This is a genomic window from Pseudomonas sp. GB2N2 (genome assembly GCF_054897705.1).
Genome location: NZ_CM142701.1, coordinates 4,420,699 through 4,445,936, shown reverse-complemented (window position 1 = coordinate 4,445,936; position 25,238 = coordinate 4,420,699). Strand labels below are relative to the sequence as shown.

At 58.6% G+C, this 25,238-nt stretch carries 29 protein-coding genes; 11 read left to right on the top strand and 18 right to left on the bottom strand.

Annotation, left to right across the window (positions count from 1 at the left end; genetic code table 11):
- Positions 1-104 precede the first annotated feature (104 nt).
- Together ACYZT4_RS20540 and prlC are read right to left on the bottom strand one after the other, a co-directional pair.
- Entirely contained in the window at positions 105-392 is a 288-nt protein-coding gene (locus ACYZT4_RS20540; RefSeq protein ID WP_461982695.1) for a YheV family putative zinc ribbon protein, read from the bottom strand.
- Positions 389-2,467: an oligopeptidase A gene (gene prlC, locus ACYZT4_RS20535; RefSeq protein WP_461982694.1), complete on the bottom strand. Its 2,079-nt coding sequence runs from the start codon at positions 2,465-2,467 to the stop codon at positions 389-391. Before prlC ends, ACYZT4_RS20540 begins: the two co-directional genes overlap by 4 nt.
- A gap of 62 nt (positions 2,468-2,529) precedes the next feature.
- On the opposite strand from prlC, the gene ACYZT4_RS20530 reads away from it, so the two are divergent.
- On the top strand, positions 2,530-3,075 hold the full coding sequence (locus ACYZT4_RS20530) for a gamma carbonic anhydrase family protein (RefSeq protein ID WP_461982693.1): 546 nt from the start codon (positions 2,530-2,532) through the stop codon (positions 3,073-3,075).
- A gap of 27 nt (positions 3,076-3,102) precedes the next feature.
- On the top strand, positions 3,103-3,753 hold the full coding sequence (locus ACYZT4_RS20525; protein ID WP_461982692.1) for an HAD family hydrolase: 651 nt from the start codon (positions 3,103-3,105) through the stop codon (positions 3,751-3,753).
- Positions 3,754-3,862: 109 nt separating this feature from the next.
- Here the strand turns inward: ACYZT4_RS20525 and ACYZT4_RS20520 are convergent, their stop codons facing one another.
- The gene (locus ACYZT4_RS20520) at positions 3,863-4,954 is read right to left on the bottom strand and encodes an aminopeptidase (protein ID WP_461982691.1); all 1,092 of its coding nucleotides are present in this window, start codon (positions 4,952-4,954) and stop codon (positions 3,863-3,865) included.
- 60 nt (positions 4,955-5,014) lie between these two features.
- Between ACYZT4_RS20520 and ACYZT4_RS20515 the strand changes: the two genes are divergently transcribed.
- Positions 5,015-5,437 (top strand): PA0061/PA0062 family lipoprotein, encoded by a 423-nt coding sequence (locus tag ACYZT4_RS20515; protein WP_461982690.1) that lies wholly within the window; start codon positions 5,015-5,017, stop codon positions 5,435-5,437.
- A 40-nt stretch (positions 5,438-5,477) separates the two neighbouring features.
- On the top strand, positions 5,478-5,900 hold the full coding sequence (locus ACYZT4_RS20510) for a PA0061/PA0062 family lipoprotein (RefSeq protein ID WP_461982689.1): 423 nt from the start codon (positions 5,478-5,480) through the stop codon (positions 5,898-5,900).
- A gap of 6 nt (positions 5,901-5,906) precedes the next feature.
- Here the strand turns inward: ACYZT4_RS20510 and ACYZT4_RS20505 are convergent, their stop codons facing one another.
- Together ACYZT4_RS20505 and ACYZT4_RS20500 are read right to left on the bottom strand one after the other, a co-directional pair.
- Positions 5,907-6,146 carry a DUF1161 domain-containing protein gene (locus ACYZT4_RS20505; RefSeq protein WP_461982688.1) on the bottom strand — a complete coding sequence of 80 codons (240 nt, stop codon included), beginning with the start codon at positions 6,144-6,146 and terminating at the stop codon, positions 5,907-5,909.
- A gap of 148 nt (positions 6,147-6,294) precedes the next feature.
- On the bottom strand, positions 6,295-6,726 hold the full coding sequence (locus tag ACYZT4_RS20500; protein WP_461982687.1) for an OsmC family protein: 432 nt from the start codon (positions 6,724-6,726) through the stop codon (positions 6,295-6,297).
- Positions 6,727-6,971: 245 nt separating this feature from the next.
- Here ACYZT4_RS20500 and ACYZT4_RS20495 point away from each other — a divergent pair, with 245 nt between their 5' ends.
- Positions 6,972-7,973: an LLM class flavin-dependent oxidoreductase gene (locus ACYZT4_RS20495; protein ID WP_461982686.1), complete on the top strand. Its 1,002-nt coding sequence runs from the start codon at positions 6,972-6,974 to the stop codon at positions 7,971-7,973.
- Positions 7,974-8,032: 59 nt separating this feature from the next.
- On the opposite strand, the gene ACYZT4_RS20490 is transcribed toward ACYZT4_RS20495, so the two are convergent.
- Together ACYZT4_RS20490 and ACYZT4_RS20485 are read right to left on the bottom strand one after the other, a co-directional pair.
- Positions 8,033-8,257: a DUF1161 domain-containing protein gene (locus tag ACYZT4_RS20490; RefSeq protein ID WP_461982685.1), complete on the bottom strand. Its 225-nt coding sequence runs from the start codon at positions 8,255-8,257 to the stop codon at positions 8,033-8,035.
- 122 nt (positions 8,258-8,379) lie between these two features.
- Positions 8,380-8,595, bottom strand: coding sequence for a dodecin (locus ACYZT4_RS20485; RefSeq protein WP_461982684.1), 216 nt, complete (start codon positions 8,593-8,595; stop codon positions 8,380-8,382).
- 158 nt (positions 8,596-8,753) lie between these two features.
- On the opposite strand from ACYZT4_RS20485, the gene ACYZT4_RS20480 reads away from it, so the two are divergent.
- A complete protein-coding gene (locus ACYZT4_RS20480) occupies positions 8,754-9,080 on the top strand; it encodes an ElaB/YgaM/YqjD family protein (RefSeq protein WP_461982683.1) in 327 nt (108 codons plus the stop codon).
- Here ACYZT4_RS20480 and ACYZT4_RS20475 read toward each other — a convergent pair.
- On the bottom strand, positions 9,077-9,970 hold the full coding sequence (locus ACYZT4_RS20475; protein WP_461982682.1) for a LysR family transcriptional regulator: 894 nt from the start codon (positions 9,968-9,970) through the stop codon (positions 9,077-9,079). The genes ACYZT4_RS20480 and ACYZT4_RS20475 overlap by 4 nt on opposite strands.
- A gap of 126 nt (positions 9,971-10,096) precedes the next feature.
- On the opposite strand from ACYZT4_RS20475, the gene trpB reads away from it, so the two are divergent.
- The 3 genes from trpB to ACYZT4_RS20460 all read left to right on the top strand — a co-directional run bounded on the left by trpB (position 10,097) and on the right by ACYZT4_RS20460 (position 12,745).
- Complete coding sequence (gene trpB, locus ACYZT4_RS20470) at positions 10,097-11,332, top strand: tryptophan synthase subunit beta (protein WP_461982681.1); 1,236 nt, start codon at positions 10,097-10,099, stop codon at positions 11,330-11,332.
- The gene (trpA, locus tag ACYZT4_RS20465) at positions 11,332-12,144 is read left to right on the top strand and encodes a tryptophan synthase subunit alpha (protein WP_461982680.1); all 813 of its coding nucleotides are present in this window, start codon (positions 11,332-11,334) and stop codon (positions 12,142-12,144) included. Before trpB ends, trpA begins: the two co-directional genes overlap by 1 nt.
- A gap of 121 nt (positions 12,145-12,265) precedes the next feature.
- Complete coding sequence (locus tag ACYZT4_RS20460; protein ID WP_461982679.1) at positions 12,266-12,745, top strand: anti-virulence regulator CigR family protein; 480 nt, start codon at positions 12,266-12,268, stop codon at positions 12,743-12,745.
- A 54-nt stretch (positions 12,746-12,799) separates the two neighbouring features.
- Here the strand turns inward: ACYZT4_RS20460 and ACYZT4_RS20455 are convergent, their stop codons facing one another.
- The 10 genes from ACYZT4_RS20455 to ACYZT4_RS20410 all read right to left on the bottom strand — a co-directional run bounded on the left by ACYZT4_RS20455 (position 12,800) and on the right by ACYZT4_RS20410 (position 22,579).
- Entirely contained in the window at positions 12,800-14,761 is a 1,962-nt protein-coding gene (locus tag ACYZT4_RS20455) for a DUF7844 domain-containing protein (RefSeq protein WP_461982678.1), read from the bottom strand.
- The gene (locus ACYZT4_RS20450) at positions 14,758-15,078 is read right to left on the bottom strand and encodes a DUF2388 domain-containing protein (RefSeq protein WP_461982677.1); all 321 of its coding nucleotides are present in this window, start codon (positions 15,076-15,078) and stop codon (positions 14,758-14,760) included. Before ACYZT4_RS20450 ends, ACYZT4_RS20455 begins: the two co-directional genes overlap by 4 nt.
- A gap of 135 nt (positions 15,079-15,213) precedes the next feature.
- Positions 15,214-15,531 (bottom strand): DUF2388 domain-containing protein, encoded by a 318-nt coding sequence (locus ACYZT4_RS20445; protein ID WP_461982676.1) that lies wholly within the window; start codon positions 15,529-15,531, stop codon positions 15,214-15,216.
- A 152-nt stretch (positions 15,532-15,683) separates the two neighbouring features.
- Positions 15,684-15,884, bottom strand: coding sequence for a DUF1127 domain-containing protein (locus ACYZT4_RS20440; RefSeq protein ID WP_461982675.1), 201 nt, complete (start codon positions 15,882-15,884; stop codon positions 15,684-15,686).
- A 257-nt stretch (positions 15,885-16,141) separates the two neighbouring features.
- Positions 16,142-16,294: a DUF1127 domain-containing protein gene (locus ACYZT4_RS20435; protein ID WP_370694728.1), complete on the bottom strand. Its 153-nt coding sequence runs from the start codon at positions 16,292-16,294 to the stop codon at positions 16,142-16,144.
- A gap of 382 nt (positions 16,295-16,676) precedes the next feature.
- Entirely contained in the window at positions 16,677-18,170 is a 1,494-nt protein-coding gene (locus ACYZT4_RS20430; RefSeq protein WP_461982674.1) for an acetyl-CoA hydrolase/transferase family protein, read from the bottom strand.
- A gap of 180 nt (positions 18,171-18,350) precedes the next feature.
- Positions 18,351-19,784, bottom strand: a complete 1,434-nt coding sequence (locus tag ACYZT4_RS20425) for an NAD(P)(+) transhydrogenase (Re/Si-specific) subunit beta (protein WP_461982673.1) — start codon at positions 19,782-19,784, stop codon at positions 18,351-18,353.
- A complete protein-coding gene (locus tag ACYZT4_RS20420; protein ID WP_007947884.1) occupies positions 19,784-20,107 on the bottom strand; it encodes an NAD(P) transhydrogenase subunit alpha part 2 in 324 nt (107 codons plus the stop codon). Before ACYZT4_RS20420 ends, ACYZT4_RS20425 begins: the two co-directional genes overlap by 1 nt.
- Positions 20,108-20,122: 15 nt before the next feature.
- Positions 20,123-21,244 (bottom strand): Re/Si-specific NAD(P)(+) transhydrogenase subunit alpha, encoded by a 1,122-nt coding sequence (locus ACYZT4_RS20415; RefSeq protein ID WP_461982672.1) that lies wholly within the window; start codon positions 21,242-21,244, stop codon positions 20,123-20,125.
- 435 nt (positions 21,245-21,679) lie between these two features.
- Positions 21,680-22,579, bottom strand: coding sequence for a LysR family transcriptional regulator (locus ACYZT4_RS20410; protein ID WP_461982671.1), 900 nt, complete (start codon positions 22,577-22,579; stop codon positions 21,680-21,682).
- Positions 22,580-22,736: 157 nt separating this feature from the next.
- Between ACYZT4_RS20410 and ACYZT4_RS20405 the strand changes: the two genes are divergently transcribed.
- Positions 22,737-23,918: an acyl-CoA dehydrogenase gene (locus ACYZT4_RS20405; RefSeq protein ID WP_461982670.1), complete on the top strand. Its 1,182-nt coding sequence runs from the start codon at positions 22,737-22,739 to the stop codon at positions 23,916-23,918.
- A gap of 12 nt (positions 23,919-23,930) precedes the next feature.
- Positions 23,931-25,151, top strand: coding sequence for a CaiB/BaiF CoA transferase family protein (locus ACYZT4_RS20400; RefSeq protein WP_461982669.1), 1,221 nt, complete (start codon positions 23,931-23,933; stop codon positions 25,149-25,151).
- The last annotated feature ends 87 nt before the right edge of the window (positions 25,152-25,238 follow it).

The following is a 25,238-nucleotide window of genomic DNA, read 5'->3' as shown; positions in this document are numbered from 1 at the left end:
CCTTGAGTACGGCTGATTTTGATCAGCGTAAAAGGAAGCGCAGGGGGAAAGGTGTTAGATAGTTACCACCTTCCACTCTGCTCATAGTGGAAGGTGGAGATGACTCAGTGCTGCTCGTCGGGGTTTTTCTTCAGCTTCGGATTCGGAAAAAACTGCACGGCCTGAACCTTGGCGTCCGGCACTTTCAGCGCTGACGTGTTGACCCGCGTGCCCAATTCCTTGGGCACCGACAGGCCTTGTTCATTCAAGGTGTCGGAGTAACCGCAGGCTACGCACTCGCGATGCGGCACGTCGTCTTCGTTCCACATCATCAACTTGTCCGGCTCGCTGCACGCCGGGCAGACCGCCCCGGCGATAAAGCGCTTCTTGGTGATCACAGGCCCCTCACTCATGCTGCTGCACCCTCACTCAGGCCGCTGTGGCGCAAGAGTGCGTCAATCGACGGGGCACGGCCACGGAAGTCGACGAACAGCACCATCGGCTCCTGCGAACCGCCGCGTGCGAGGATTGCTTCGCGGAACGCCCGACCGGTGTCGGCATTGAGTACGCCGTCTTCTTCGAATTTCGAGAAGGCATCGGCGGACAGCACTTCGGCCCATTTGTAGCTGTAGTAACCCGCCGCATAACCGCCAGCGAAGATGTGCGCGAAGCTGTTCGGGAAGCGGTTGTACGCGGGTGGGCGCATGACTGACACCTCGTCGCGCACGCCTTCGAGCACTTGCAGCACGCTGCGGCCGTCGCCGTGGGTCGCGTGCAGTTCGAAGTCGAACAGCGAGAATTCGATCTGGCGCACCATCATCAGGCCGGACTGGAAGTTCTTCGCCGCGAGCATTTTGCCCAGCAGGTCTTGCGGCAGCGGCTCGCCGGTTTCGTAGTGACCGGAGATCAGCGCCAAGCCTTCCGGCTCCCAGCACCAGTTTTCCATGAACTGGCTTGGCAACTCGACCGCATCCCATGCCACGCCGTTGATGCCGGACACGCCGGCATGCTCGACGCGGGTCAGCAGGTGATGCAGGCCGTGGCCGAATTCGTGGAACAGCGTGGTCACTTCGTCGTGGGTCAGCAGCGCGGGTTTGCCGCTGTCGGCCGGCGTGAAGTTGCACACCAGGTTGGCCACCGGGCTTTGCAGCACGCCATCGACGGTGCGACGACGGTCACGGGCACCGTCCATCCACGCACCGCCGCGCTTGTTGGCGCGGGCGTAGAGGTCGAAGAAGAAACGGCCGACGTGTTGGCCGTTTTCCTTGATTTCGAACAGGCGAACATCGGGATGCCAGGTGTCGAAGCCTTTCTGCTCGGCGATCTCGATGCCGTACAGACGCTGGACGATGGCAAACAGGCCGCCAAGCACTTTATCGATTGGGAAGTACGCGCGCAGGGCTTCCTGGGCAACGCTGTAACGTTGCTCACGAAGTTTTTCACCGTAGAAACCGCTGTCCCAGCTTTGCAGGTCCGGGCAGCCTTGTTCGGCAGCGTAGGCCTTGAGCTGTTCCAGGTCCTGGGTCGCGAATGGCTTGCTGCGCTTGGCCAGGTCACGCAGGAAACTCAGCACCTGATCGCTGGATTCGGCCATCTTGGTGGCCAGGCTCAGCTCGGAGAAGCTGGCGAAACCGAGCAACTTGGCGAGCTCCTGACGCAGGTCGAGGATTTCTTCCATCACCGGACCGTTATCGTTCTGACCGGCATTCGGGCCTTGATCCGACGCGCGGGTGCAGTAGGCGGCGTAGACTTCTTCACGCAGGGCGCGGTCATGGGCGTAGGTCATCACCGCGTAGTAGCTCGGAAATTCCAGGGTGATCAGGAAACCGTCGAGGTCCTTGGCCTTCGCGGCTGCGGCCATCTGCGCCTTGGCCGAATCGGTCAGGCCGGCGAGGGTGGTTTCGTCGGTAACGTGTCTGGTCCAGGCTTGAGTGGCGTCGAGCAGTTGATTGGAGAAGCGACTGCCCAGCTCCGACAATTTGCTCTGCACTTCGGCGTAGCGCTTCTGTTCAGGCGCAGGCAAGTCAATACCCGACAGACGGAAGTCACGCAGGGCGTGTTCCAGGATAGTTTTCTGCGCGACGTCGAACCCCGCGGCTTCCGGGCTGCTGGCCAGCGCTTCGAAAGCCTGGAACAGTTCGCGGTTCTGGCCCATCTCGGTGGAGTAGGCGCTCAGGGCGGGCAGGCAGGACTCGTAGGCTTCGCGCAACTCGGCGCTGTTGCACACGGCGTTCAGGTGGCTGACCGGGCTCCAGGCGGCGCCGAGGCGGTCATTGAGTTCGTCCATCGCCAACACCAGGCCGGCCCAGGTCGGTTGTTTGCCCTGGGTTTTGAGGATCTCGATAATCGCGGCGCGGTTGTCAGCCAGGATCTGTTCAATGGCCGGTTGCACGTGTTCTGCACGGATCGCCGAGAACGGCGGCAGGTCGTAGGACTGCAAAAGAGGATTGTTCACGCTCACGGTTGGCACCTTGGCTGGAAGAAACATGCAGCCATCTTAATTACAATCGACGTTCACCGCAGCTATCGGCAATAGAGAGAAACCCTATCGTGACCCTACGCAAGTATCAGAACCACGTGCCACTGCTGGGCAAAGGCGCTTTTGTCGACAGTTCGGCGGTGGTGATCGGCGACGTCGAAATCGGCGAAGACAGCTCCGTCTGGCCTTTGACGGTGATTCGCGGCGACATGCACCGCATCCGTATCGGCGTGCGCACCAGCGTTCAGGACGGTTGTGTGTTGCACATCACCCACGCCGGCCCGTTCAACCCCGATGGCTTTCCGTTGCTGATTGGCGACGACGTGACCATCGCGCATAAAGTCATGCTCCACGGCTGCAGTGTGGGCAGCCGGGTGCTGATCGGCATGGGCAGCATCGTCATGGACGGCGCGGTGGTCGAGGATGACGTGATCATCGGCGCCGGAAGTCTGGTGCCGCCGGGCAAGCGTCTTGTCAGCGGTTTCCTGTATGTCGGTAGTCCGGTGAAGCAAGTCCGTGCGTTGACTGACAAGGAAACAGCCTTTTTCACCTACAGCGCGGCGAATTACGTAAAGCTCAAAAACCTGCATCTGGCTGAAGGCTACGACCCGCTCTGACCCCGGCGCTCCCATTCAGGAATCAACATGCATTACCAAACCGTTTTGTTCGACCTCGACGGCACCCTGACCGACCCGCGCGAGGGTATTACCCGTTCGATCCAGTTCGCCTTGGGCAAACTGGGGATCGATGAACCTGACCTGACCAAGCTTGAGCACTTCATCGGTCCGCCGTTGTTGCAGGCTTTCATGCAGTTTTATGACTTCGATGAGGCGAAAGCCTGGGAAGCGGTGAATTTCTATCGTGAACGCTTCAAGGTCACCGGCCTCTACGAGAACCGCGTGTTCGAGGGCGTCACGCCGTTGCTGGAAACCCTCGGCGGGCAGGGGCGCCAGTTGTACATCGCCACCTCCAAGCCATGGATTTTCGCCCGAGAGATCGCCCGGCACTTCGACTTCGCCAGACACTTCAAGGTCATTTATGGCAGCGAACTGGATGGTACCCGGACCAACAAGGTTGAGCTGATCGCCCACCTGATGACCGAGGAAGGGCTGGACCCGAGCAACACCCTGATGATCGGCGACCGCAAACACGACTTGATCGGCGCCCGCAGCAATGGCCTGGACGCGGCGGCGGTGGGTTATGGGTTTGGTAGCCGTGCAGAATTGAGTGCCGAGGCGCCGGCATATCACTTCGAAACGTTGGAAGACCTGCATCAGGCGTTTTTGCGGGGTTAGCACGTACGCATTCGCGGGCAAGCCCGCTCCCACAGGTTATGTGTCGCACACGAGTTTTGTGAATTTCACATCACCCTGTGGGAGGTGGCTTGCCCGCGAAGAGGCCTGTTCAACCACCGGGAATGTTCAATTCAGCCAACGCTTTTAATGCCGCTTTTCGCTCATCCACCGGCAACGCACCCAGCCTTTCCACCGACGCATGAAACAGCACCCAATCCCCATTCTTCTGCTTGAACAACGCCGCAAACGCCGGCACCCATTGATCGTACAAACCAAACGGCAACAACCTCGCATTGTTCATCGGTGCGTTGATCCACGCGTCGTAGCGTTTATCCCCCGCCCATTGGCTGTCGCGCAGCTGCCGGTAGTCGGCGCGTAATTGCTCGAATTCTGCCGCTTTGCGCTCGCGCATCTGCTCGGCGGGTAGCGTTTGGGCATAGAGCCGTTCCAGCCGTGAGCGAGTCTCCAGAACCAGCTGGGTGAATTGATCCCGTCGCTGTGCCAGGTCACCAGTGTCTGGCGGCAATCCGCGATGCGCCCGCCACTGCCGGGTGCCTTCCTGTTCCACAAACGTAGCAAACGACTCATTGAATTCCGTGTCGTCCTTCACATAAAAGCGCTGATGCGCCAGCTCATGGAAGATCAACGTCGCCAAACGTTCATCGCCCCAACCCATCATCGAACTGATGATCGGATCGTTGAACCAGCCGAGCGTCGAGTAGGCCTCGACGCCGCCGATGGATACGTCCATACCTTGCAGTCGCAGCAATGCCGCCTCACCCCGAGCCGCGCTCTGGCTGTAATAGCCGCGATACGCCACGCAGCCCGCGATCGGAAAACAATGGTTCTGCGGCGACAGGGAAAATTCCGCGGTGGCAAACACATTCCAAACGACGAACGGTCGGTGAATGTCGGCGTACAAACGGTAGCTCTGGTTATCCGGCAGGTGCAGCTGCCGGCTGGCAAACGCCCGGGCTTTTTGTGACTGGGCCAGATGCGCACGCAGCTTTTGATCGCGTGATGGGTCGTCGATCACTTCGGAAACCGGCTCCCGAGCCCGCAGCAATTGCAGCTGACCACTGGCCAACTGGCCGTAATAGCTGACGCTGGCGCAACCGTTGAGCAACAAAAACATCACACCCGGAAACAAAACGCGCAAAACGCGATCAAGTAACCCAAGGCTTGGAAGCGGCCTGATCAAAATAAAATCATCCTTGGAAAGTCTGCCCGCAAGACTATCCCGCCTGACTGGAGCTCCGCTATGCGCACGATGATGCTGACGGGAGGCCTGTTGATGCTCACCGGCTGTGCAGGATTCGGATTACCTCACCACGACCCTTCTCAAGCATGGATCGATCTCGATTCACAACAGCAAGACACCGCACTGCAAGCGCTTGAGGTCGATGACAAGGCCTCCACCGACAAACGCTATTTCGAGGTTCAACCCGGCAGTCATGAGTTGACGGTGCGTTATCAGTTCCCGGTCGAGCCGAGCAACATCGGCCCCAATGCCGAGCCGCTGTGGCGCGATTGCCAACTGAACGTGAAATTCAACAGTTTCAACGCAGGTGAGAAATATCAGCTGCAAGCAGGGAATATCGGATTTCGACCGTGGGCCAAGCTCTATGATCAACAACGAAAAGTCATAGGCCAGGGCACACCGGCAGGCTGTCAACGTACCTGATCGGCGTTATGCTGAGTGACCAAAACTCCGGACATTCATCATGCGCAGGTTGTTGCTATTGCTCGTGGCAGGCGCCTTTGCCGGCTGCCAGAGCCCGTTGCCGGCGGTCAATCCACAGATGGCCTGGGTTGAATTTTCGACGCCATTCCCCAACGACAAGTTGGTGATGGCGGAACGACTGGACAAGCAGCGGTTGCGCGATGGACGCTTTTTCCAAGTGACGCCCGGCAGCCATGAGTTGATCGTGCGATTCGACTTTGAAGTGCCCGGTGGTGGTGGCTTGGGTGTGATGAACGGTCCCTCGGAGCGGTTGTGCTACCTGACCATCAACTACGACCATTTCGAAGCAGGCCAGCGTTACGTGCTCGAAGGTCGTTCGATTGCGTTCACTCCCAGCGCTCGGCTGTACAACGCCAAGCGGGAAATCGTCGCTGAGGACAGAGAGTCCTACTGCCTTATGTGAGAAGGATCAGCGGTCGTTCTTCTGGTAAATGATGGCTTTCCTGCCGTAGTCGCAAGTGCCGACGACCATGGCGACGTCATGCTTGTCGGCTTCTTCCTTGGAAACAATCTCCAGCGTGTAGGACGGCACCGCATTCGCCTGAATCTTCACTTCGATCTCGTTCTTGAGCTCTTCGCAGTCTTTCGGCGCCGCAAACGCGGAAGTGGCCAATGCACCGCAGATAATCGCCAAGGCAAAACGTTTCATGGTTGAAGCTCCTTAGAGGCAGCACGCTAGTGGGTGCGTTTTGCTGCTGTCATTTGTTCGACCACAGTGAAGCCAGCCGGGTTTTGTTTTGGCGCAAAAAAATCGCAGCCTGTCGAAGGCTGCGATCACTTATCGCGATTACGCGGGTCTAGCTGACCAGGGTGGCATCCAGACTGATCTTCGCGTTCAGCACCTTGGACACCGGGCAGCCTTCTTTGGCCTTGTTGCTCAGCTCCTCGAATTGCGCCTGAGTTGCCCCAGGGATTTTCGCTTTGAGGATCAATTTCACAGCGGTGATCGCAAAACCACCATCGACCTGGTCCAGCGTCACTTCGGCCTGGGTATCGATGCTGTCAGCCTTGAGCCCGGCATCGCCGAGAATCATCGAAAAAGCCATGGAGAAACAACCAGCATGCGCCGCGCCGATCAGCTCTTCCGGATTGGTGCCTTTGCCCCCTTCAAAACGCGCCTTGAAACCGTAGGGTGCTTCTCTGAGCACGCCGGTTTCCGTGGAAATCGAACCGATGCCGGTTTTCAGATCACCTTCCCAATGCGCCGATGCTTTCTTGGTAATAGCCATGTCTGCCTCCTCAGGATCCGGCGCGAAGCGTCGCGCCTTCGTGGTTTTCGGTTGCTAAGGGTTCTGAGGATAGACGGTGGTGCAAAGTTCACCTGATCTGATTAGTCCTACTATTTTCGTAGGTTTTTTTACCCTGGCTATTGAAACTCGGGTATATGCCCTCATTGCATAAAATACGCTTATGAATTTGGCAGGTTTTCGTTGGCAAGAAAAAACCTGCGCCCTCAATTTGGAGAAGCAGGTTTATGAAACGACTGTCCGATGTGAAGTTCTCGACTCTGGATCTGGTGCCCGTGCGCGAAAATGGCAGTGCGGCCCAGTCGCTGCGCAATTCCCTGGACCTGGCGCAGCACGTCGAAAAGTTTGGCTACAACCGCTTTTGGGTGGCCGAGCACCACAACATGGACGGCATCGCCAGTTCGGCGACCTCGGTGTTGCTCGGCTATCTGGCTGGCGGCACGTCGACCATTCGCGTTGGCTCGGGTGGCGTGATGCTGCCCAACCACGCGCCGCTGGTGATTGCCGAGCAGTTCGGCACCCTCGAAAGCCTCTATCCGGGCCGAATCGACCTCGGCCTCGGGCGCGCACCCGGCTCCGATCAAATGACCGCCCGCGCCCTGCGCCGTGAGCGTTCGGGCAGCGCCGATGAGTTTCCTGAAGACGTGACCGAGTTAATGCGCTACCTCGGCCCACGCACGCCGGACCAGCGAATCATTGCCATGCCGGGCACCGGCACCAATGTCCCGGTCTGGTTGCTGGGTTCGAGCCTGTTCAGTGCGCAACTGGCCGGTGAGCGCGGTTTGCCCTACGCCTTCGCGTCCCATTTCGCACCGCGCTACATGCATGAGGCGATTCGCGTCTATCGCAACCACTTCAAACCCTCGGCGGTATTGGACAAGCCCTACGTGATGCTCGGCGTTCCGTTGGTCGCCGCGGACACCGACGAGCAGGCCGAGTACCTGGCGACGTCGGTCTATCAGCGCATCCTCGCGTTGATCCGTGGCCAAAGCCTGGTGCAGCGTCCGCCGGTGGACACCATGGATGGCCTGTGGCTGCCCCATGAGAGGGAGGCCGTGCGTGACTTCCTCGGGCTGGCGATGGTCGGCAGCCCGCAGAAAATCCGCGCCAAACTGGACGTGTTGATCGAGCAGACGCAGGCGGATGAACTGATTTTCACCAGCGACCTGTACGAGCATGCCGATCGCGTGCACTCCTACGAGCTGCTGGCACAGGTTATGAAAGGCTGAAACGGTGCCCATAAAAATGCCGACGCAATTGCGTCGGCATTTGTACATCTGTGCGGGAATCATCCGCGTTTGTAGACGATTTCCTTGGTGCCTTTCTCACATTTGCCGACGACTTTTCCGCCACTGGCGGCGCCTTTATCGACAATTTCCAGTGAGTAATTCGACGCGCCTTTGGCATCGATTTTCGCTGCGATTTCGGCTTTGAGATCTTCGCATGATTTGCCGTCAGCAAACGCTGTACCCGCAAGGCTCAACAAACCTACCGCCAATATAAACTTCTTCATCGGTCGCATTCCCTGGTCGGATCAAAAGGAGCATCCAGCCATTAGCCGGATGCACTCATGTAGCGCTTTGCCATTCCCTATGGCACTCGGCCAGCGCGCAAGTTCAGAAGACTAGCTCAAACTCAGCTGCTGGCAATCCGGAACCCGACTTTAAGTGTCACCTGGAAATGTGCAGCCTTGCCGTCCTTGATATGCCCGCGGGTTTCGGTCACTTCGAACCATTCCAGGTGCTTGATGCTCTTGTTGGCTTCAGCCAGTGCGTTGTTGATGGCGTCCTCAATGCTGCTGGCGGATGAACCGACAAGCTCGACTTTCTTGTACGTGTGATGGTCAGTCATGGGCGTTCTCCTCAGGGTGTGAAATACAGCCTAGCAGTGATTTTTCGTATTACTTCTGTCGGTCTTTACGACACAGAAGTTCAGATTTACTGCACTTTTTCAAACCCCTGAAGTCCCAAACAACACACGCCACTCATCATCAATGCAGGAGAGCCACCATGGCCAACACCTCTTTACGTAAAGCCTCATTGCAAAGCATGGAAGCCGAGATCGAGAGTCTGCTGAAATCTTTGGAAAGCCTGAAGGACGACGCCTCGGACGAGTCGCGCAAAACCCTGAAAGCGTTGAAAACGAACGCCGAGAGCGCACTGAAACATTCGCGTCATTTGCTCAGCGATGCGTACGAAGAAGTCAAAGTCAAAACCCGTGAAACAGGGCTTGCCACTCGGGATTACGCTCAGGAACACCCTTGGACCACAGCCGGCGTCGCGGTCGGTGCACTGGGTCTGCTCGCGGCTTATCTGCTGTTCAAACGCGGCGACTAATCCGTCTGGCGCAGCTCGTTTTTGAGCCATTGCGCCAGTTGCCGAGCGCGCCCGTCCGCGGCGTGCTTGGGTAGCCACAACGCCAGTTGCGCCGGGGTTTCACTAAAACCCCACGGCGCTACCAGGCGACCGGCTTTCAAGTCCTCGGTCACCAGCGGTTCCGGCGCAATCGCCACACCCAGTCCCGCCACTGCTGCCTCCAGCAAATAATACAAATGCTCGAAACTTTGCCCGTACTTCAACGCTTTGGCGTCGAGGCCGTTTTGCTGCGCCCAGCTTGGCCAGGCCTGCGGGCGCGAGGTGGTGTGCAGCAACGGTTCGTTCAAAAGCGCATTAGCCGGTGCTTTTCCAAGCCGTTCGTAGCCCATCAATCGCGGACTCATGACCGGACCGATACGTTCGCTTGCCAATTCGTACACTTGCATGTCTGACGGCCAGGGTGGTTCGGCGAATACCAGCAAAGCATCCAGCCCTGGCCTGCGCGGATCGAGATCCCCCTCGCCGGCTGACAAGTGCAGGCGCAAGTCTGGCAAGTCGGCGTTCAAGCGACCCAGACGCGGAATGAACCAGCGCGCCAGCAGACTACCCGAGCAGCCGAGGACGAATGGCGCGTCGGCGGTGCTTTGGGTGAGTTCGGCGCACACGGTACGCAAACGTTCGAAGGCTTCGGCGCTGGCGTCGCGTAAACGCACGCCGGCATCTGTGAGTTTCAGGCCGCGACCATCCTTGATGAAAAGACTCACGCCGAGATGTTCTTCGAGTACTTTCAGCTGTCGGCTGACCGCGCCGTGGGTGACGTGCAGCTGTTCGGCCGCCTGACTCACGCTGTTAAGGCGGGCAGTGGCTTCAAAGGCGCGAAGTGCGTTCAGCGGGGGAAGGTCGTGGCTCATGGTATCTGTGAGTTTTCCTGACAGGTTACGGCGATCTTATCGGTTTTCAGCGACGGGCGTCAGAGGTAAAGTTAGGCCCATTCTCTGTTCAAAAGCATCATTTCACGCATTCAATCGGAGCGACCCATGACCCAGACTCATCTGCGCAACGGCCCCGACGTCAACGGCCTGTTTGGCGCGTTCGGCGGCCGTTACGTCGCCGAAACCCTGATGCCGTTGATCCTCGACCTGGCTCGTGAATACGAAACAGCCAAGGAAGATCCGGCCTTCAAAGAAGAGTTGGCCTACTTTCAGCGCGACTACGTCGGACGCCCGAGCCCTCTCTATTACGCTGAACGCCTGACCGAATTCTGCGGCGGCGCGAAGATTTATCTGAAGCGTGAAGAGTTGAACCACACCGGCGCGCACAAGATCAACAACTGCATCGGCCAGATCCTGTTGGCGCGGCGCATGGGCAAGAAACGCATCATCGCCGAGACCGGCGCCGGCATGCATGGCGTGGCGACCGCCACCGTGGCCGCGCGTTTTGGTCTCGATTGCGTGATCTACATGGGCACCACCGACATCGAGCGTCAGCAAGCCAACGTGTTCCGCATGAAACTGCTCGGTGCCGAAGTCATCCCGGTCGTGGCCGGTACCGGCACGTTGAAAGATGCGATGAACGAAGCCCTGCGTGACTGGGTGACCAATGTCGACAGCACGTTCTACCTGATCGGCACGGTCGCCGGTCCGCACCCCTACCCGGCAATGGTGCGTGATTTCCAGGCCGTCATCGGCAAGGAAACCCGTGACCAATTGCAAGCCCAGGAAGGTCGTCTGCCCGACAGCCTGGTGGCGTGCATTGGCGGTGGCTCTAACGCGATGGGCTTGTTCCACCCGTTCCTTGACGACACAAGTGTCGAGATCATTGGTGTTGAAGCTGCCGGTCACGGCATCGAAACCGGAAAGCACGCCGCCAGCCTGAACGGCGGTGTACCGGGCGTACTGCATGGCAACCGTACCTTCCTGCTGCAGGACGACGACGGCCAGATCATCGACGCTCATTCGATCTCCGCTGGCCTCGATTATCCGGGCATCGGCCCTGAACACGCTTGGTTGCATGACATCGGTCGCGTTCAATACACCTCAGTGACCGACCACGAAGCCCTCGACGCGTTTCACAAATGCTGTCGTCTGGAAGGGATTATTCCTGCGCTGGAAAGCGCCCATGCCCTGGCTGAAGTGTTCAAACGCGCACCGAGCTTGCCAAAAGATCACCTGATGGTGGTCAACCTGTCCGGCCGTGGCGACAAAGACATGCAAACCGTGATGCATCACATGGAACAGTCTCAACCAGAGCAATCCCAGCAGGAGAAACACTGATGAGCCGCCTGCAAACGCGTTTTGCCGAACTCAAGCAACAGAACCGCGCTGCCTTGGTGACCTTTGTTACCGCTGGCGACCCGAGCTATGACACTTCGCTGGCAATCCTCAAAGGCTTGCCCGGCGCTGGCGCCGATGTGATCGAGCTGGGCATGCCTTTCACCGATCCGATGGCCGATGGCCCGGCGATCCAGTTGGCCAATATCCGCGCGTTGGAGGCCAAGCAAAACCTGGCGAAAACCCTGCAAATGGTTCGTGAGTTCCGCGAAGGCAACAGTGATACGCCGCTGGTGCTGATGGGCTACTTCAACCCCATTCACATGTACGGCGTGCCACGCTTTATCGCTGACGCCAAAGAGGCCGGCGTGGATGGTCTGATCGTGGTCGACCTGCCGCCCGAGCATAACGGCGAGCTGTGCGATCCGGCTCAGGCCGCGGGTTTGGACTTCATCCGTCTGACCACGCCGACGACTGACGATGTGCGCCTGCCGACGGTCTTGAACGGCAGTTCCGGTTTCGTCTACTACGTGTCTGTCGCCGGTGTTACCGGTGCCGGCGCGGCGACGCTGGAGCACGTTGAAGAAGCGGTTGCGCGTCTGCGTCGCCACACGGATCTGCCGATCAGCATTGGTTTCGGCATTCGTACCCCGGAGCAAGCGGCGTCCATCGCGCGTCTGGCCGATGGTGTTGTGGTGGGGTCGGCGTTGATCGATCACATCGCCAATGCGACGACCCCGGATCAGGCAATTGACGGCGTGTTAGGCCTCTGCGCCGCGCTGGCCGATGGCGTGCGTAAGGCACGGGTCAGCTGAAGGTAAAGTTGCTGATACAGAGGAATTAGAGGGGCGCAACACAGACTAAACAGCAAGACCGAGGGCTTCAGGACTACGTTCTGAGGCGCTTTTTGCTGTTAGTGCAGTGAGGAAAGACCCGATGAAAATGCCGAAACGGCTGATTGCCAGCCTGGGTGTGCTGATGCTAAGCGCCACTCCGTTGCTGCACGCCAGCGCCGATCAACGCGACGATCACGACCGCGGCGACCAGCAACAGGGCCCTTACGATAACCATGGCGATAATCACGGCGACAATTATGGCGACAACCGTGGCGATGATCACCGTGGCCCGCAGGACAATCATCGCGGCGGCCCTCCGCCGAGGGACTTTGGTCCGGTGCGCCAGACGATTCACGACAATCACGGCTACTTCGTCCGTGGTGCGCCGCCACCTCCAGGCATTCATCTGGAACGCGGCCGGCCGTTGCCGCGCGGTTATTACGGCGAACGCCTGGACAATCGCGCATTGAGCCGGCTGCCGTATTACCAGGGTTACGAATGGCGCCGTGCCGGTGGCGATATCGTGTTGATCGCGGTAGGCACCGGGATCGTTTACGAGATTCTGGAAGGCGTGCTTTGATTTAACCAGCGGGCAAAAAAAGGCTTCGCGGACAATCCGCGAAGCCTTTTTAATTTACGGCAATTCCAACCCGCCCGCCGCTTTATGCAGTGTGCGCAAATGCTCGCCAACTTGTTTGAGGTTGGCTTCGTTGGCAGCCATTTCCGCGGCTCGACTCGGTTCGAGCAGCGCTCGCACTTCTTTATCCAAATCGCCAGTCAGCGCCTGAAGCTGTTTTTGACGCAGGCTGCTTTCCGACTCCAGGCGTTGCCATTCGCTGGGTTGCGGCAATCCATAACCACCAGTGCCGAGCAACTCCGCCGGCCGGCTGAGGTAGCCGCTGTTGGCGAGAATCTGCTGCAACGTCGCATTGGCTTTGTCCATGCCGCCGTTCTTCAACTCCCGCGCGCCGAGATAGCGTTGCTTCACTTCATCCTGGGCCAGCACCAATTGCTGCCGGAAAGCCGCCTGCTCCAACAACAGCAACGCGGCGCTGGTACGCAGGTCGGCTTGTTCAATCCACGGGCGGCGTTCTTGCGCCTTCAAAGCCAGCCAGTCTTCCACTGTGTCCTGCTTGATCGGCAGGTGCTTCTTCAGCACGTCGAACATTGCTTGATAGCGATCACGGAAAGAGTCGAATCGGTAGCCAAGCCGCAGCGCTTCGCGAGGATCATCCAAGACGCTGGTATCCGCCAGCCCGCGGCCCTTGAGCACTTCCAGCAAGCCGTTGGGCATGATGTTGTCCAGCCCGACCAGTTTCGCGTTGTTGGTGCCGCTGCGAAGCAACTTCAAACCTTCCACGGCGCAGTTGTTGGACAGGAAGAAGTAGTTGCCGTCGTAACTCCAGTGCATTTCGGCGGCGTGCTCCACCACGTCTTCAATCTCGGTGCGCGACAGGTTCAGCGGCACCGAGGCGAGGCTGCGCAGTTCGGTTTTGGTGTATTCGTCGATCACCTGAGCCAGCGGCAGGACGAACAGGCGCGACGGGTATTTGCCGACCAGGCCATCCCAACTCGACAGCTGTACATCGCCGACAAACGCGCGGTAGGACAACACCAGGTGCTGATCCAGATCCAGCCGGCAGTCCGGCCCCCGTGGCCGACCGGGTGCACAGATCACCAGCCGCAACATGCTGTGGCCCCAGCGGCTTACCCAGTTTTGATTGGCCTCGGCGAGCAGATAGTCGACTGCGTACACCCGTTCCGGATCGACCTGGCCCAAGGGTTGTTTGGCGAAATCGTTACCGGCATTGAGGAAGGCAAAGGATTTGTTGCAGGTCTCTTGGGCGGCGGGTGCCCAGCCGAAATGTTCTTTGTAGTAACGGTACAGCGCTGGCCGGCGACAGGCGTAGCTCGGGTCGAGAAGGAAATACTCCATGTTGACCGCGACGAACTCTTTCGGGCTGCTGATCTCATAGAGGTCGGGGCTGCGTGCGATCTGCCGGTTGTGCTGTTCGCGCTCGCCGCGACGGCCGACATATTGCTGCCAGCCCGCGAGGTCGAGCAGGCGCGGGTCATCGCTGAGGGTAAAGCGGCGATCGGATTGGCCGCGGCATTCATCCGGAATGCCAATCTGCCCTGAACTGCTGCTGCGTCGGCTGCAGCGCTGGATCAGCGTACGTTCGGCATCTGGCCACAGACGCGAACGATCATAGATGTGGGTGAGTTCGTGCAACACCGTGGCCAGCATCTCGCGGCGGACGGTGCCATGGGGGCGATAAGTCTTTTTGGTCGCGGCGCTGCCGTCGGTGAGGCTGGCGAGCAAATTGCGATTGAGGTCGAGTTCGGACACCAGTGACGCCTGGCCGTAGGCGTTGCTTGGCATGTCATCGGTCCAGCCGACGTCTATACGCCGGTCAAGCTGCTGGATGAAGCGCGGCGGCAATGCCTGCATGGCTTCATCCAGCAACGCTTGGCTGGCCTCCTGTTGTGCGGGGCTCAGGCCGTTTGTCTTGAGGCGTAATTGTAAGCCGGCCTGAGCCGTGTTGCCGAGCAGCAACACGACCCCGGCCAGAAGCCAGGCGCTTAATGACCTCACAGTGCGAGGATGGCTTCAGCGAGTACCTGATCACTGGCGTCCCGGGCTTCCGGCACGCGGGTGCGCAACAGATTGAGCGCTGATTCAAGGTGCGCACCGCGGATATCGCCATTGCTGGCGACGAAACTGGCGGCGTCGTCATGGGCTTCTCGAACGATTTTCGAGTCACGGATGGACGTCGTGGTATCGGAAGTGAAATCAAGGGTGCGCCGAGTGGCGTTGATCAGGATGTTACTGGTGGCAACCAGGGTGTGTGCCTGGGCGGCATCGGCCAATAACAGCAGGCCAAGGGTGGCGATAATCAGCGGGCTACGCATGGAACGACTCCGGACGAACGAGGTTAACTATTGGACGAAAATAGTTTGTGCCAGTTCACGGTCGCTTGCATGAAGTTTTGGTTGGGCGATGCGCAATACCGGGACACCTTGGCGTGTCCCCGCAATAGATAACGCTTAGATCGTCAGGATGGCCTGGGCCAGTTGCGCGTCGGTTGCGTTCAACGCCGGCGCCTGATGACGGATGTGGTCGAGCGCGCTTTCCAGTTTCACGCCACGAATGGCACCTTTGCTGGCGACAAAACTGGCCGCGTCGTCGCGTGCAGCCCGTACGATCTTGTCGTCGCGAAAGGATGAAGTGACATCGGACGTGGCGTCGGACGAGGACTTGAGTGCACCGACGACAGCATCGGTGGTCACGATGAAGCTGGTGGCGTGGGAATTGGCGGCCACGGCAAGCAGGGCTGCAGCACTGAGCAGACGAAGACGGGACATGGTGTAACTCCTTTGGACAGATCGATTGAGAGGTGGCGCGGTAGCTGTCGAGTCTGGTGAGTCAGACGCCAGTCGGGCAGTCATCGCCACGTTCCGACGTGATATTAGGCCTCAAGGGTCGGTTCGCACAGTCCTGTCTGTCCCAGTGGAAGTCAGCGCCAGAACGGTTTGTCCAATTCCTGCAGTCGGTCCGACAGACTGATGCCGAGGTCTGAAAGCTGACTTTCATTCATCTGACTCAATAAACGCCTGGTTCTGGCTCTTTCAAGGCTGTTATGGAGGGCTCTGTCCAATTGTCGAAACCAGGAAAAACGCACGGGTGTGGGAGCTGTGACATCCAGGGAATTGCTCATGGTGCAGTCCTTTTGCAGTCGGGTTGGAATTCCATGTTGATCCCGACGAGCATTCCACAACAGACACACTGCTGTAAAATTGTACTGGTTCAGTTGTTGATAATTTAAAACTGTACCTACTATTAGTCATGCTTTTTGTTTTGAAGATTTTACACCCCTTGAACGACAAAACCCGTCGTGGTTTCCCACGACGGGTCTTGTTTGTTCAATTCGGGTGCTGGCGGTTGACCTTAAGGATCAGAGCCAGCGACGCTTACTTAGCGCCAGAACGGCTTGCTCAGCTCTTCGTAGCGTTGTGCTTCGCTAATCCCGGCATCAGCCAGCAGACGCGAATCCAGACGAGCCAATTGGTGGCGGCTGGAGATGCGGCGCTGCCACAACATCAGGTTGGCGATAACGCGCAGAGGCATGGAAGCCTGGGTTTTTGCAGCGGTGTCTTCAAAGAACAGATCGGAACTGAGTGTACGTTCCATGGTTTTCATCCTTCCGCTTGTGGCGGGATTAGGTAGTGGTTTAACTGATGCCAATGATCCTCCTGTTTGGCCAGTCTCCCTAGATACAGTTCACCAGTATTGTGAGGGACCAGTTAACTGTTAAAGGGTGGTGTACGGGTCTAAATTGAGGCAACTGTACCTATACGCACCTATATAGTGCCTTTTTAGGAATTTAGATTTGAAAGGTAGGCAAGTGACGTAGGAAATGACCGGTACAGCAGTACAGTTTTGAGCATATTCCTGCCTGGCATTCGCAAGCTGACGAAATTGTGTTCGCGTCAGCTGCTAGCTGTACCAATTACACCGCCAGCATTTTTCCGGTTTCTTCCAGATTTATGTGCCAGCTCAGTGCCTCACGCAGGATATGCGGCGTATGCCCGCCGATGGCGCAAGCGGCGGTGAAGTAGTCGTCCAGAGCCTGGCGATAATCCGGGTGCACACAGTTATCGATGATGACCCGCGCCCGTTCCCGCGGCGCCAGGCCACGCAGGTCAGCCAGACCGACTTCGGTCACGAGGATGTCAACGTCATGTTCCGTATGGTCAACGTGGCTGACCATCGGCACCACGCTGGAGATCGCGCCGCCCTTGGCGATCGACTTGGTCACGAAGATCGCCAGATGCGCGTTGCGCGCGAAGTCGCCCGAGCCGCCGATGCCATTCATCATCCGCGTACCGCAGACGTGGGTGGAGTTGACGTTGCCGTACAGGTCGAACTCCAGCGCTGTGTTAATCCCAATGATGCCGAGTCGACGCACCACTTCCGGGTGGTTGGAGATTTCCTGAGGACGCAGCACCAGCTTGTCTTTGTAACGCTCAAGATTGCCAAACACATCGGCGTTGCGGCGGCTCGACAAGGTAATTGAGCTGCCCGAGGCAAAGCTCAGCTTGCCGGCGTCGATCAGGTCGAAAGTCGAATCCTGCAACACTTCGGAATACATGGTCAGGTCTTCGAAGGGTGAGTCGATCAAGCCGCACATTACCGAGTTGGCGATGGTGCCGATACCGGCCTGCAACGGTCCGAGTTTGTTGGTCATGCGCCCGGCGGCCACTTCCTGCTTGAAGAAGTCGATCAGGTGGTCGGCAATGGCCTGGGTGTCGACGTCCGGCGGCAGCACAGTCGAAGGCGAGTCAGGCTGATGGGTGATCACGATCGCGACGATCTTTTCCGGCGGGATCGGGATGGCGGTGCTGCCAATGCGATCATCGACCTTCACCAGCGGAATCGGCGTGCGGGCCGGGCGGTACGTCGGGATATAGATGTCGTGCAGGCCTTCGAGATTCGGGTTATGCGCCAGGTTGATCTCGACGATCACGTGCTTGGCGAAAATCGCGAAGCTGGCGGAGTTGCCCACGGACGTGGTCGGCACGATGTGGCCTTGCTCGGTAATCGCCACGGCTTCGATGACGGCGATGTCCGGCAGCTTCAGTTGCTGGTTGCGCAACTGCTCCACGGTTTCCGAAAGGTGTTGATCAATGAACATCACTTCGCCGGCGTTGATGGCCTTGCGCAAAGTGCTGTCGACCTGGAACGGCATGCGTCGCGAAAGAACGCCGGCTTCGGTGAGCTGTTTATCAAGATCGTTGCCCAGGCTCGCGCCGGTCATCAAGATGATTTTCAGCGGGGTGATTTTGGCGCGTTCGGCCAGTGCGTGCGGTACGGCTTTGGCTTCGCCGGAGCGAGTGAAACCGCTCATGCCGACGGTCATCCCGTCCTCAATCAGAGCAGCAGCATCGGCGGCGCTCATCACCTTATCCAACAACGAAGGCAAGCGAATACGATCACGGTACATGGGTGGTGTTCTCGGGCAACGGAAGCAAGGTGTGCAGTTTAGTGACTTGAAAAAAATCCGCCCCGCTACCATGGTCGAATGCCGAGCCCTGATTTAGAGCCTTTGGTCGGGTTTCACAGAGCATAAAAAAACCCCAGCCTACTAAAGGCTGAGGTTTTCGGTATTGCGCTGGAGCAGCTTTTACTCGACCGCTTTAACCATGTCCTCGATGACTTTCTTGGCATCGCCGAAGACCATCATGGTTTTGTCGAGGTAGAACAGTTCGTTATCCAGACCGGCATAACCGCTGGCCATCGAACGCTTGTTGACGATGATCGTCTTGGCCTTGAACGCTTCGAGAATCGGCATACCGGCAATTGGCGATTTCGGATCGTTCTTCGCGGCCGGGTTGACCACGTCGTTGGCGCCGAGCACCAGCACCACGTCGGCCTGACCGAACTCGGAGTTGATGTCTTCCATCTCGAACACCTGGTCGTACGGCACTTCGGCCTCGGCCAGCAACACGTTCATGTGGCCAGGCATCCGACCGGCAACCGGGTGGATCGCGTACTTCACGGTCACGCCGCGATGGGTCAGCTTCTCGGTCAATTCTTTAAGCGCGTGCTGCGCCCTTGCTACCGCCAGGCCATAGCCCGGAACGATGATCACGGTATCGGCGTTGGTCAGCAGGAAGGTCGCATCGTCAGCCGAACCGGATTTTACCGGGCGAGCTTCCTTGGCGCCGGCAGGACCCGCATCGACTGTGTTGCCGAAACCGCCGAGCAGCACATTAAAGAAGGAGCGGTTCATCGCCTTGCACATGATGTACGAGAGGATCGCACCGGACGAACCCACCAGCGAGCCCGCGATGATCAACATCGAGTTGTTCAGCGAGAAGCCAATGCCCGCCGCTGCCCAACCGGAATAGCTGTTGAGCATCGACACCACCACCGGCATGTCAGCGCCGCCGATCGGGATGATGATCAGCACGCCCAGCACAAAGGCCAGGGCCAGCATCAACGCGAACGCGCTGAGGTTGCCGGTCAGCATGAAGGTGATGCCCAGCGCCAGTGTCGCCAGACCCAACAGCAGGTTCAGCTTGTGTTGGCCGCCAAACTGTACCGGTGCGCCCTGGAACAGGCGGAACTTGTATTTGCCCGAGAGCTTGCCGAATGCGATCACCGAACCGGAGAAGGTAATTGCACCGATGGCCGCACCGAGGAACAGCTCCAGACGATTACCCGCCGGAATCGAATCGCCCAAGTGTTTAACAATGCCCAGCGACTGCGGCTCGACCACCGCCGCAATGGCAATGAACACCGCCGCCAGGCCGATCATGCTGTGCATGAACGCGACCAGTTCCGGCATCTTGGTCATTTCCACGCGCTTGGCCATGATCGATCCGGCGGTGCCGCCCACGAGCAGGCCGACGATGACGTAGCCAATGCCCGCCGTCGCCAGCTCAGCGCCGAGCTTATAGATGAGGCCAACCGTGGTCAGAATCGCCAGGCCCATGCCGAGCATGCCGAACAGGTTGCCGCGCCGCGACGTGGTTGGGTGCGACAGGCCTTTGAGGGCCTGGATAAAGCAGATCGACGCGATCAAGTAGAGCGTCGTTACAAGGTTCATGCTCATTACTTCGGCGCCTCTTCTTTGACGACTTTCGGGGCTTTTTTCTTGAACATCTCAAGCATTCTGCGGGTGACCAGGAAGCCACCGAACACGTTCACTGCCGCCAACGCGACGGCCAGGGTGCCCATGGTCTTGCCCAGAGGCGTGACGGTCAGCGCTGCGGCGAGCATGGCGCCGACGATGACAATCGCCGAGATGGCGTTAGTTACCGCCATCAACGGGGTGTGCAGCGCAGGTGTAACGTTCCAGACCACGTGGTAACCGACATAAATCGCCAGCACGAAGATGATCAGGTTGTAGATACCGGGGGAGATAAGCTCTTCCATCGTCTGAATCCCTGCTTAGGCGTTTTTGCGGAGGACTTGGCCGTCGCGGCACATCAGGCACGCGACGACGATGTCGTCTTCGAGGTTGATCTCGAACTGGCCTTCTTTGTTGAAGACCAGTTTCAGGAAGTCCAGCAGGTTGCGTGCGTACAGGGCCGAGGCGTCTGCACCGACCGCGCCGGCCAGGTTGGTCGGACCGCAAATGGTCACGCCATTCTCGATCACCACCTGATCCGCCACGGTCAGCGGGCAGTTGCCGCCTTGCGCTGCTGCAAGATCGATGACCACCGAGCCCGGTTTCATCTGCGCCACGGTTTCCGCGCTCAACAGCGTCGGTGCCTTGCGGCCCGGGATCAGTGCGGTGGTGATGACGATGTCCGCCTGTTTCGCGCGTTCGTGCACCGCCAGGGCCTGACGTTGCATCCAGCTGGCGGGCATTGGCCGTGCGTAGCCGCCGACACCAACGGCGCATTCGCGCTCTTCATCAGTCTCGTAAGGCACGTCAACGAATTTGGCGCCGAGGGATTCGATCTGCTCTTTGACGGCAGGACGCACGTCAGACGCTTCGATCACCGCACCCAGGCGTTTCGCCGTAGCGATCGCCTGCAACCCCGCGACGCCGGCGCCGAGAATCAGCACGCGCGCCGCTTTCACGGTGCCCGCCGCCGTCATCAGCATCGGCATGAAACGCGGATAGTGGTGAGCGGCCAGCAACACGGCCTTGTAACCGGCGATGTTGGCTTGGGAGGACAGCACATCCAGGCTCTGGGCGCGGGAGGTGCGTGGCGCAGCTTCCAGTGCGAACGCGGTGATACCGCACTCAGCCAGCTTGGCAATGGTTTCATTGCTGAACGGGTTGAGCATGCCGACCACAACAGTGCCGCTCTTGATCAGAGCGAGTTCGCTGTCGCTGGGGGCGACTACCTTCAGAATCAGCTCGGCGCCAAACGCATCGTTGGCGCTGCCAATGGTTGCGCCCGCCGCTTCGTAAGCACTGTCGACAACACTGGCTTTTATACCGGCGCCGCTTTGAACAGTGACCTTATGACCCTGGCCGATCAGCTTCTTGATGGTTTCCGGGGTTGCAGCAACCCGCGTTTCACCCGTCTGGGTTTCGAGAGGAACACCAATGTGCACGTCAAATCTCCTGCGTGATCTTATTGAGTAAACCCAGGCACTTCGGATGGTGCGGCTGGGGCGGCCGATCAGCACGATCCCGCCAAATCAGGGCGGGGCGCGGCATTTTGCAGGCGAACTTTGTGCCCTTCAAGGGATTATGACGGGTGACGGAAAATTAACTACAAGTCACCCCGTGACCGAATGTCGCAACGGGCTCGCTCAATCCCTTGCAGGCCGCGCCTTCTAAGCGTTTCGGGCGTAATTCAAGAATTTGCTCATCGGTACGGTGAATGAATGAGTATCGCGCCTCGTTAAGCCGCTCAAGGCCACGTCGTCAGGCACTTGGAGGACTTTTTATCGCTAATCCGTACAGTCAGTGAATATGCGACAAATACTTATATCTGTAGGGCTTTGAACGTGCTGACTACGGGGTCAGCTAATGAGGCGAAGCCTTTACCCTTCAAGGCTGTAGCTCTGTGCCTGGTTCACTAGCCAATCGCGAAACGCCTTCAATGACGCGGATTCGACCTTTCGCTCAGGAATCATCAGGTAATACGCCTTGATGCTCGACAGTGCCTGATCGTTGGCAATCACCAGGCGCTTCTCCGCCAGCTCGCGCTGAATCAGGAACGGCGGGATCAACGCTATTCCCATGTCGTGCATCGCCGCTTGGGCAAGCATGGAGAATAGCTCGTAGCGTGGACCTGTCATGTCGCGCGGGATATTAAGGTGTTGCGAGTTGAACCACTGGCGCCAGGCGTAGGGGCGAGTGGTCTGTTGCAGCAGCGGCAGCTCGGCGATTGTTTTCGCGTTCAGTGCTGAGCTTTTGCCCAGCAGGGCGGCGCTGCACACCGGCATCGGATTTTCGCCCATCAGCCTGTGGGATTCTGTCCCTGACCAATCGGCATCCCCGAAGTAGATCGCAGCATCGAAGTCGGTGTCGGCGAACAGGAAGGGGCGGGTGCGGTTAGTGAGGTTAACCGTTACTTCCGGGTGTTTTTGCTGAAAGTCCTTGAGACGAGGCAACAGCCATTGAGTGCCGAAAGTCGGTACGACGGCGAGCTCAATGACGTTGGCTCCCTGCTGGCCCATCACCGACAGGGTGTCACGCTCGACGGCATCCAGTTGCGTGGCGACCCTGCGACTGTAGGAAAGACCGGCCTCCGTCAGCTTCACTCCGCGCCGTGAGCGTCTGAACAATTCCACGCTCAGGAATTCTTCGAGGCTGGCGATCTGTCGGCAGATGGCGCCCTGGGTGAGGGAAAGTTCTTGGGCGGCCTTGGTAAAGCTCTCGTGGCGTGCGGCCGCTTCAAAGCTGATCAGGGCGGCTGTGCTGGGGATTTTTCTGCGCATGTACGTCAACCTCACTAATTCATCGCACTAAAGCCGTTTCCCGATGTTACGGAGTGAGAAATTAGCACAACAGTATGCAAAATCCTCGTTTGCCGTGACGCCTAACCGGGCCTAGGATCAACCCACGTTATTTGACCCGATTCGAGAGGACACACTCATGGGCGGTAAAGCTAGCTTCAACTGGATCGATCCCCTGCTGCTGGATCAACAGCTCACCGAAGAAGAACGCATGTTCCGCGACACCGCCGAGCAGTTTGCTCGGGACAAGCTCGCGCCGCGTGTTCTTGAAGCTTTCCGTCATGAGAAAACCGATCCGGCAATCTTCCGCGAGATGGGCGAAGTCGGCCTGCTTGGCGCAACCATTCCCGAGCAGTACGGTGGCAGCGGCCTGAACTATGTCAGCTACGGCCTGATTGCCCGGGAAGTCGAGCGTGTCGACTCGGGTTACCGTTCGATGATGAGTGTGCAGTCCTCTCTGGTAATGGTGCCGATCAACGAGTTCGGCACTGAAGCCCAGAAACAGAAGTATTTGCCGAAACTGGCCTCGGGCGAGTGGATCGGTTGCTTTGGTCTTACAGAGCCTAACCACGGCTCCGACCCGGGCGCGATGATTACTCGTGCGCGCAAAGTGGAAGGCGGCTACAGCCTGACCGGCAGCAAAATGTGGATCACCAATAGCCCGATCGCCGACGTGTTTGTGGTCTGGGGCAAGGATGACGCGGGCGACATCCGTGGTTTCGTTCTGGAGAAGGGCTGGAAAGGCCTGAGCGCTCCAGCCATTCACGGCAAGGTCGGTTTGCGTGCGTCCATCACCGGTGAGATCGTCATGGACAACGTGTTTGTCCCTGAAGAGAACATTTTCCCGGACGTCCGCGGTTTGAAAGGCCCTTTTACCTGTCTCAACTCGGCACGTTACGGCATTTCGTGGGGCGCGCTGGGTGCTGCTGAATTCTGCTGGCACACCGCTCGCCAATACACCCTGGATCGCCAGCAATTCGGCCGCCCTTTGGCGGCTACTCAGTTGATCCAGAAGAAGCTCGCCGACATGCAGACCGAGATCACCATGGCGCTGCAAGGCTGCCTGCGTCTGGGTCGCATGAAAGATGAGGGGACTGCGGCGGTCGAGATTACTTCGATGATGAAGCGCAACTCCTGCGGCAAGTCGCTGGACATCGCGCGGATGGCCCGCGACATGCTGGGCGGCAACGGCATCTCTGATGAATTCGGCGTGGCCCGTCACCTGGTCAACCTGGAAGTGGTGAATACCTATGAAGGTACGCATGACGTGCATGCGCTGATCCTGGGTCGCGCGCAGACCGGCATCCAGGCGTTCTATTAATAGGAGAACGGCATGGGCGCGCTTTCGCATCTACGGGTACTGGATTTATCGCGGGTGCTGGCCGGGCCTTGGTCCGGGCAGATCCTCGCGGACCTTGGCGCCGAGGTGATCAAGGTCGAGCGCCCCGGCAATGGCGACGACACACGTGCCTGGGGCCCTCCTTTCCTCAAAGACGCTTATGGCGAGAACACCAGCGAGGCCGCCTATTACTTGTCGGCCAATCGCAACAAGCAATCAGTGACCATCGACTTCACGCGCCCGGAAGGCCAGAAGCTGGTGCGTGAGCTGGCTGCCAAATCAGACATCCTCATCGAGAATTTCAAGGTCGGTGGTTTGGCGGCGTATGGGCTGGACTATGAGTCGCTGAAGGCGGCCAATCCGGACCTGATCTATTGCTCGATCACCGGGTTTGGTCAGACGGGTCCGTACGCCAAGCGCGCGGGTTATGACTTCATGATCCAGGGCCTGGGCGGATTGATGAGCCTGACGGGGCGGCCGGAGGGCGATGAGGGTGCCGGACCGGTGAAAGTCGGCGTGGCGCTGACGGATATTTTGACCGGGCTTTATTCGACGGTGGCGATCCTTGCGGCGCTTGCGCATCGGGACCATGTCGGTGGCGGTCAGCATATCGATATGGCGCTACTGGATGTTCAGGTGGCTTGTTTGGCTAACCAGGCGATGAACTACCTGACTACGGGCACTGCGCCGAAGCGTCTGGGCAATGCGCATCCGAACATCGTGCCGTATCAGGATTTTCCTACGGCCGATGGTGATTTCATCCTTACCGTAGGTAACGACGGACAATTCAGAAAATTTGCAGAAGTGGCCGGGCAGCCGCAGTGGGCGGATGATTCGCGCTTTGCCACCAACAAACTGCGGGTGGTGAACCGGGCAGCGCTGATTCCGTTGATCCGCCAGGCCACGGTGTTCAAGACCACCGCTGAGTGGGTGGCGCAGCTGGAGCAGGCGGGCGTACCGTGCGGGCCGATCAATGATCTGGCTCAGGTGTTTGAAGATCCCCAGGTGAAAGCGCGAGGGCTGGCGATCGAGTTGCCTCATGTGCTGGCCGGTAGTGTCCCGCAGGTGGCAAGCCCGATTCGACTGTCCAAAACACCCGTGGAGTACCGCAATGCGCCACCTCTGTTAGGTGAGCACACGTTGGAGGTCCTGCAACGAGTGTTGGGTCTGGATGCAACTGCGGTAGCTGCTTTCAAGGACGCCGGGGTCCTTTGAAGATTCCTTCTATATAGAGGGCGAGCGTTGATTGTTTTATATAGAGGGAAGACGGGCAGTTTTCCGGATATCTGCAGGTTATTGATA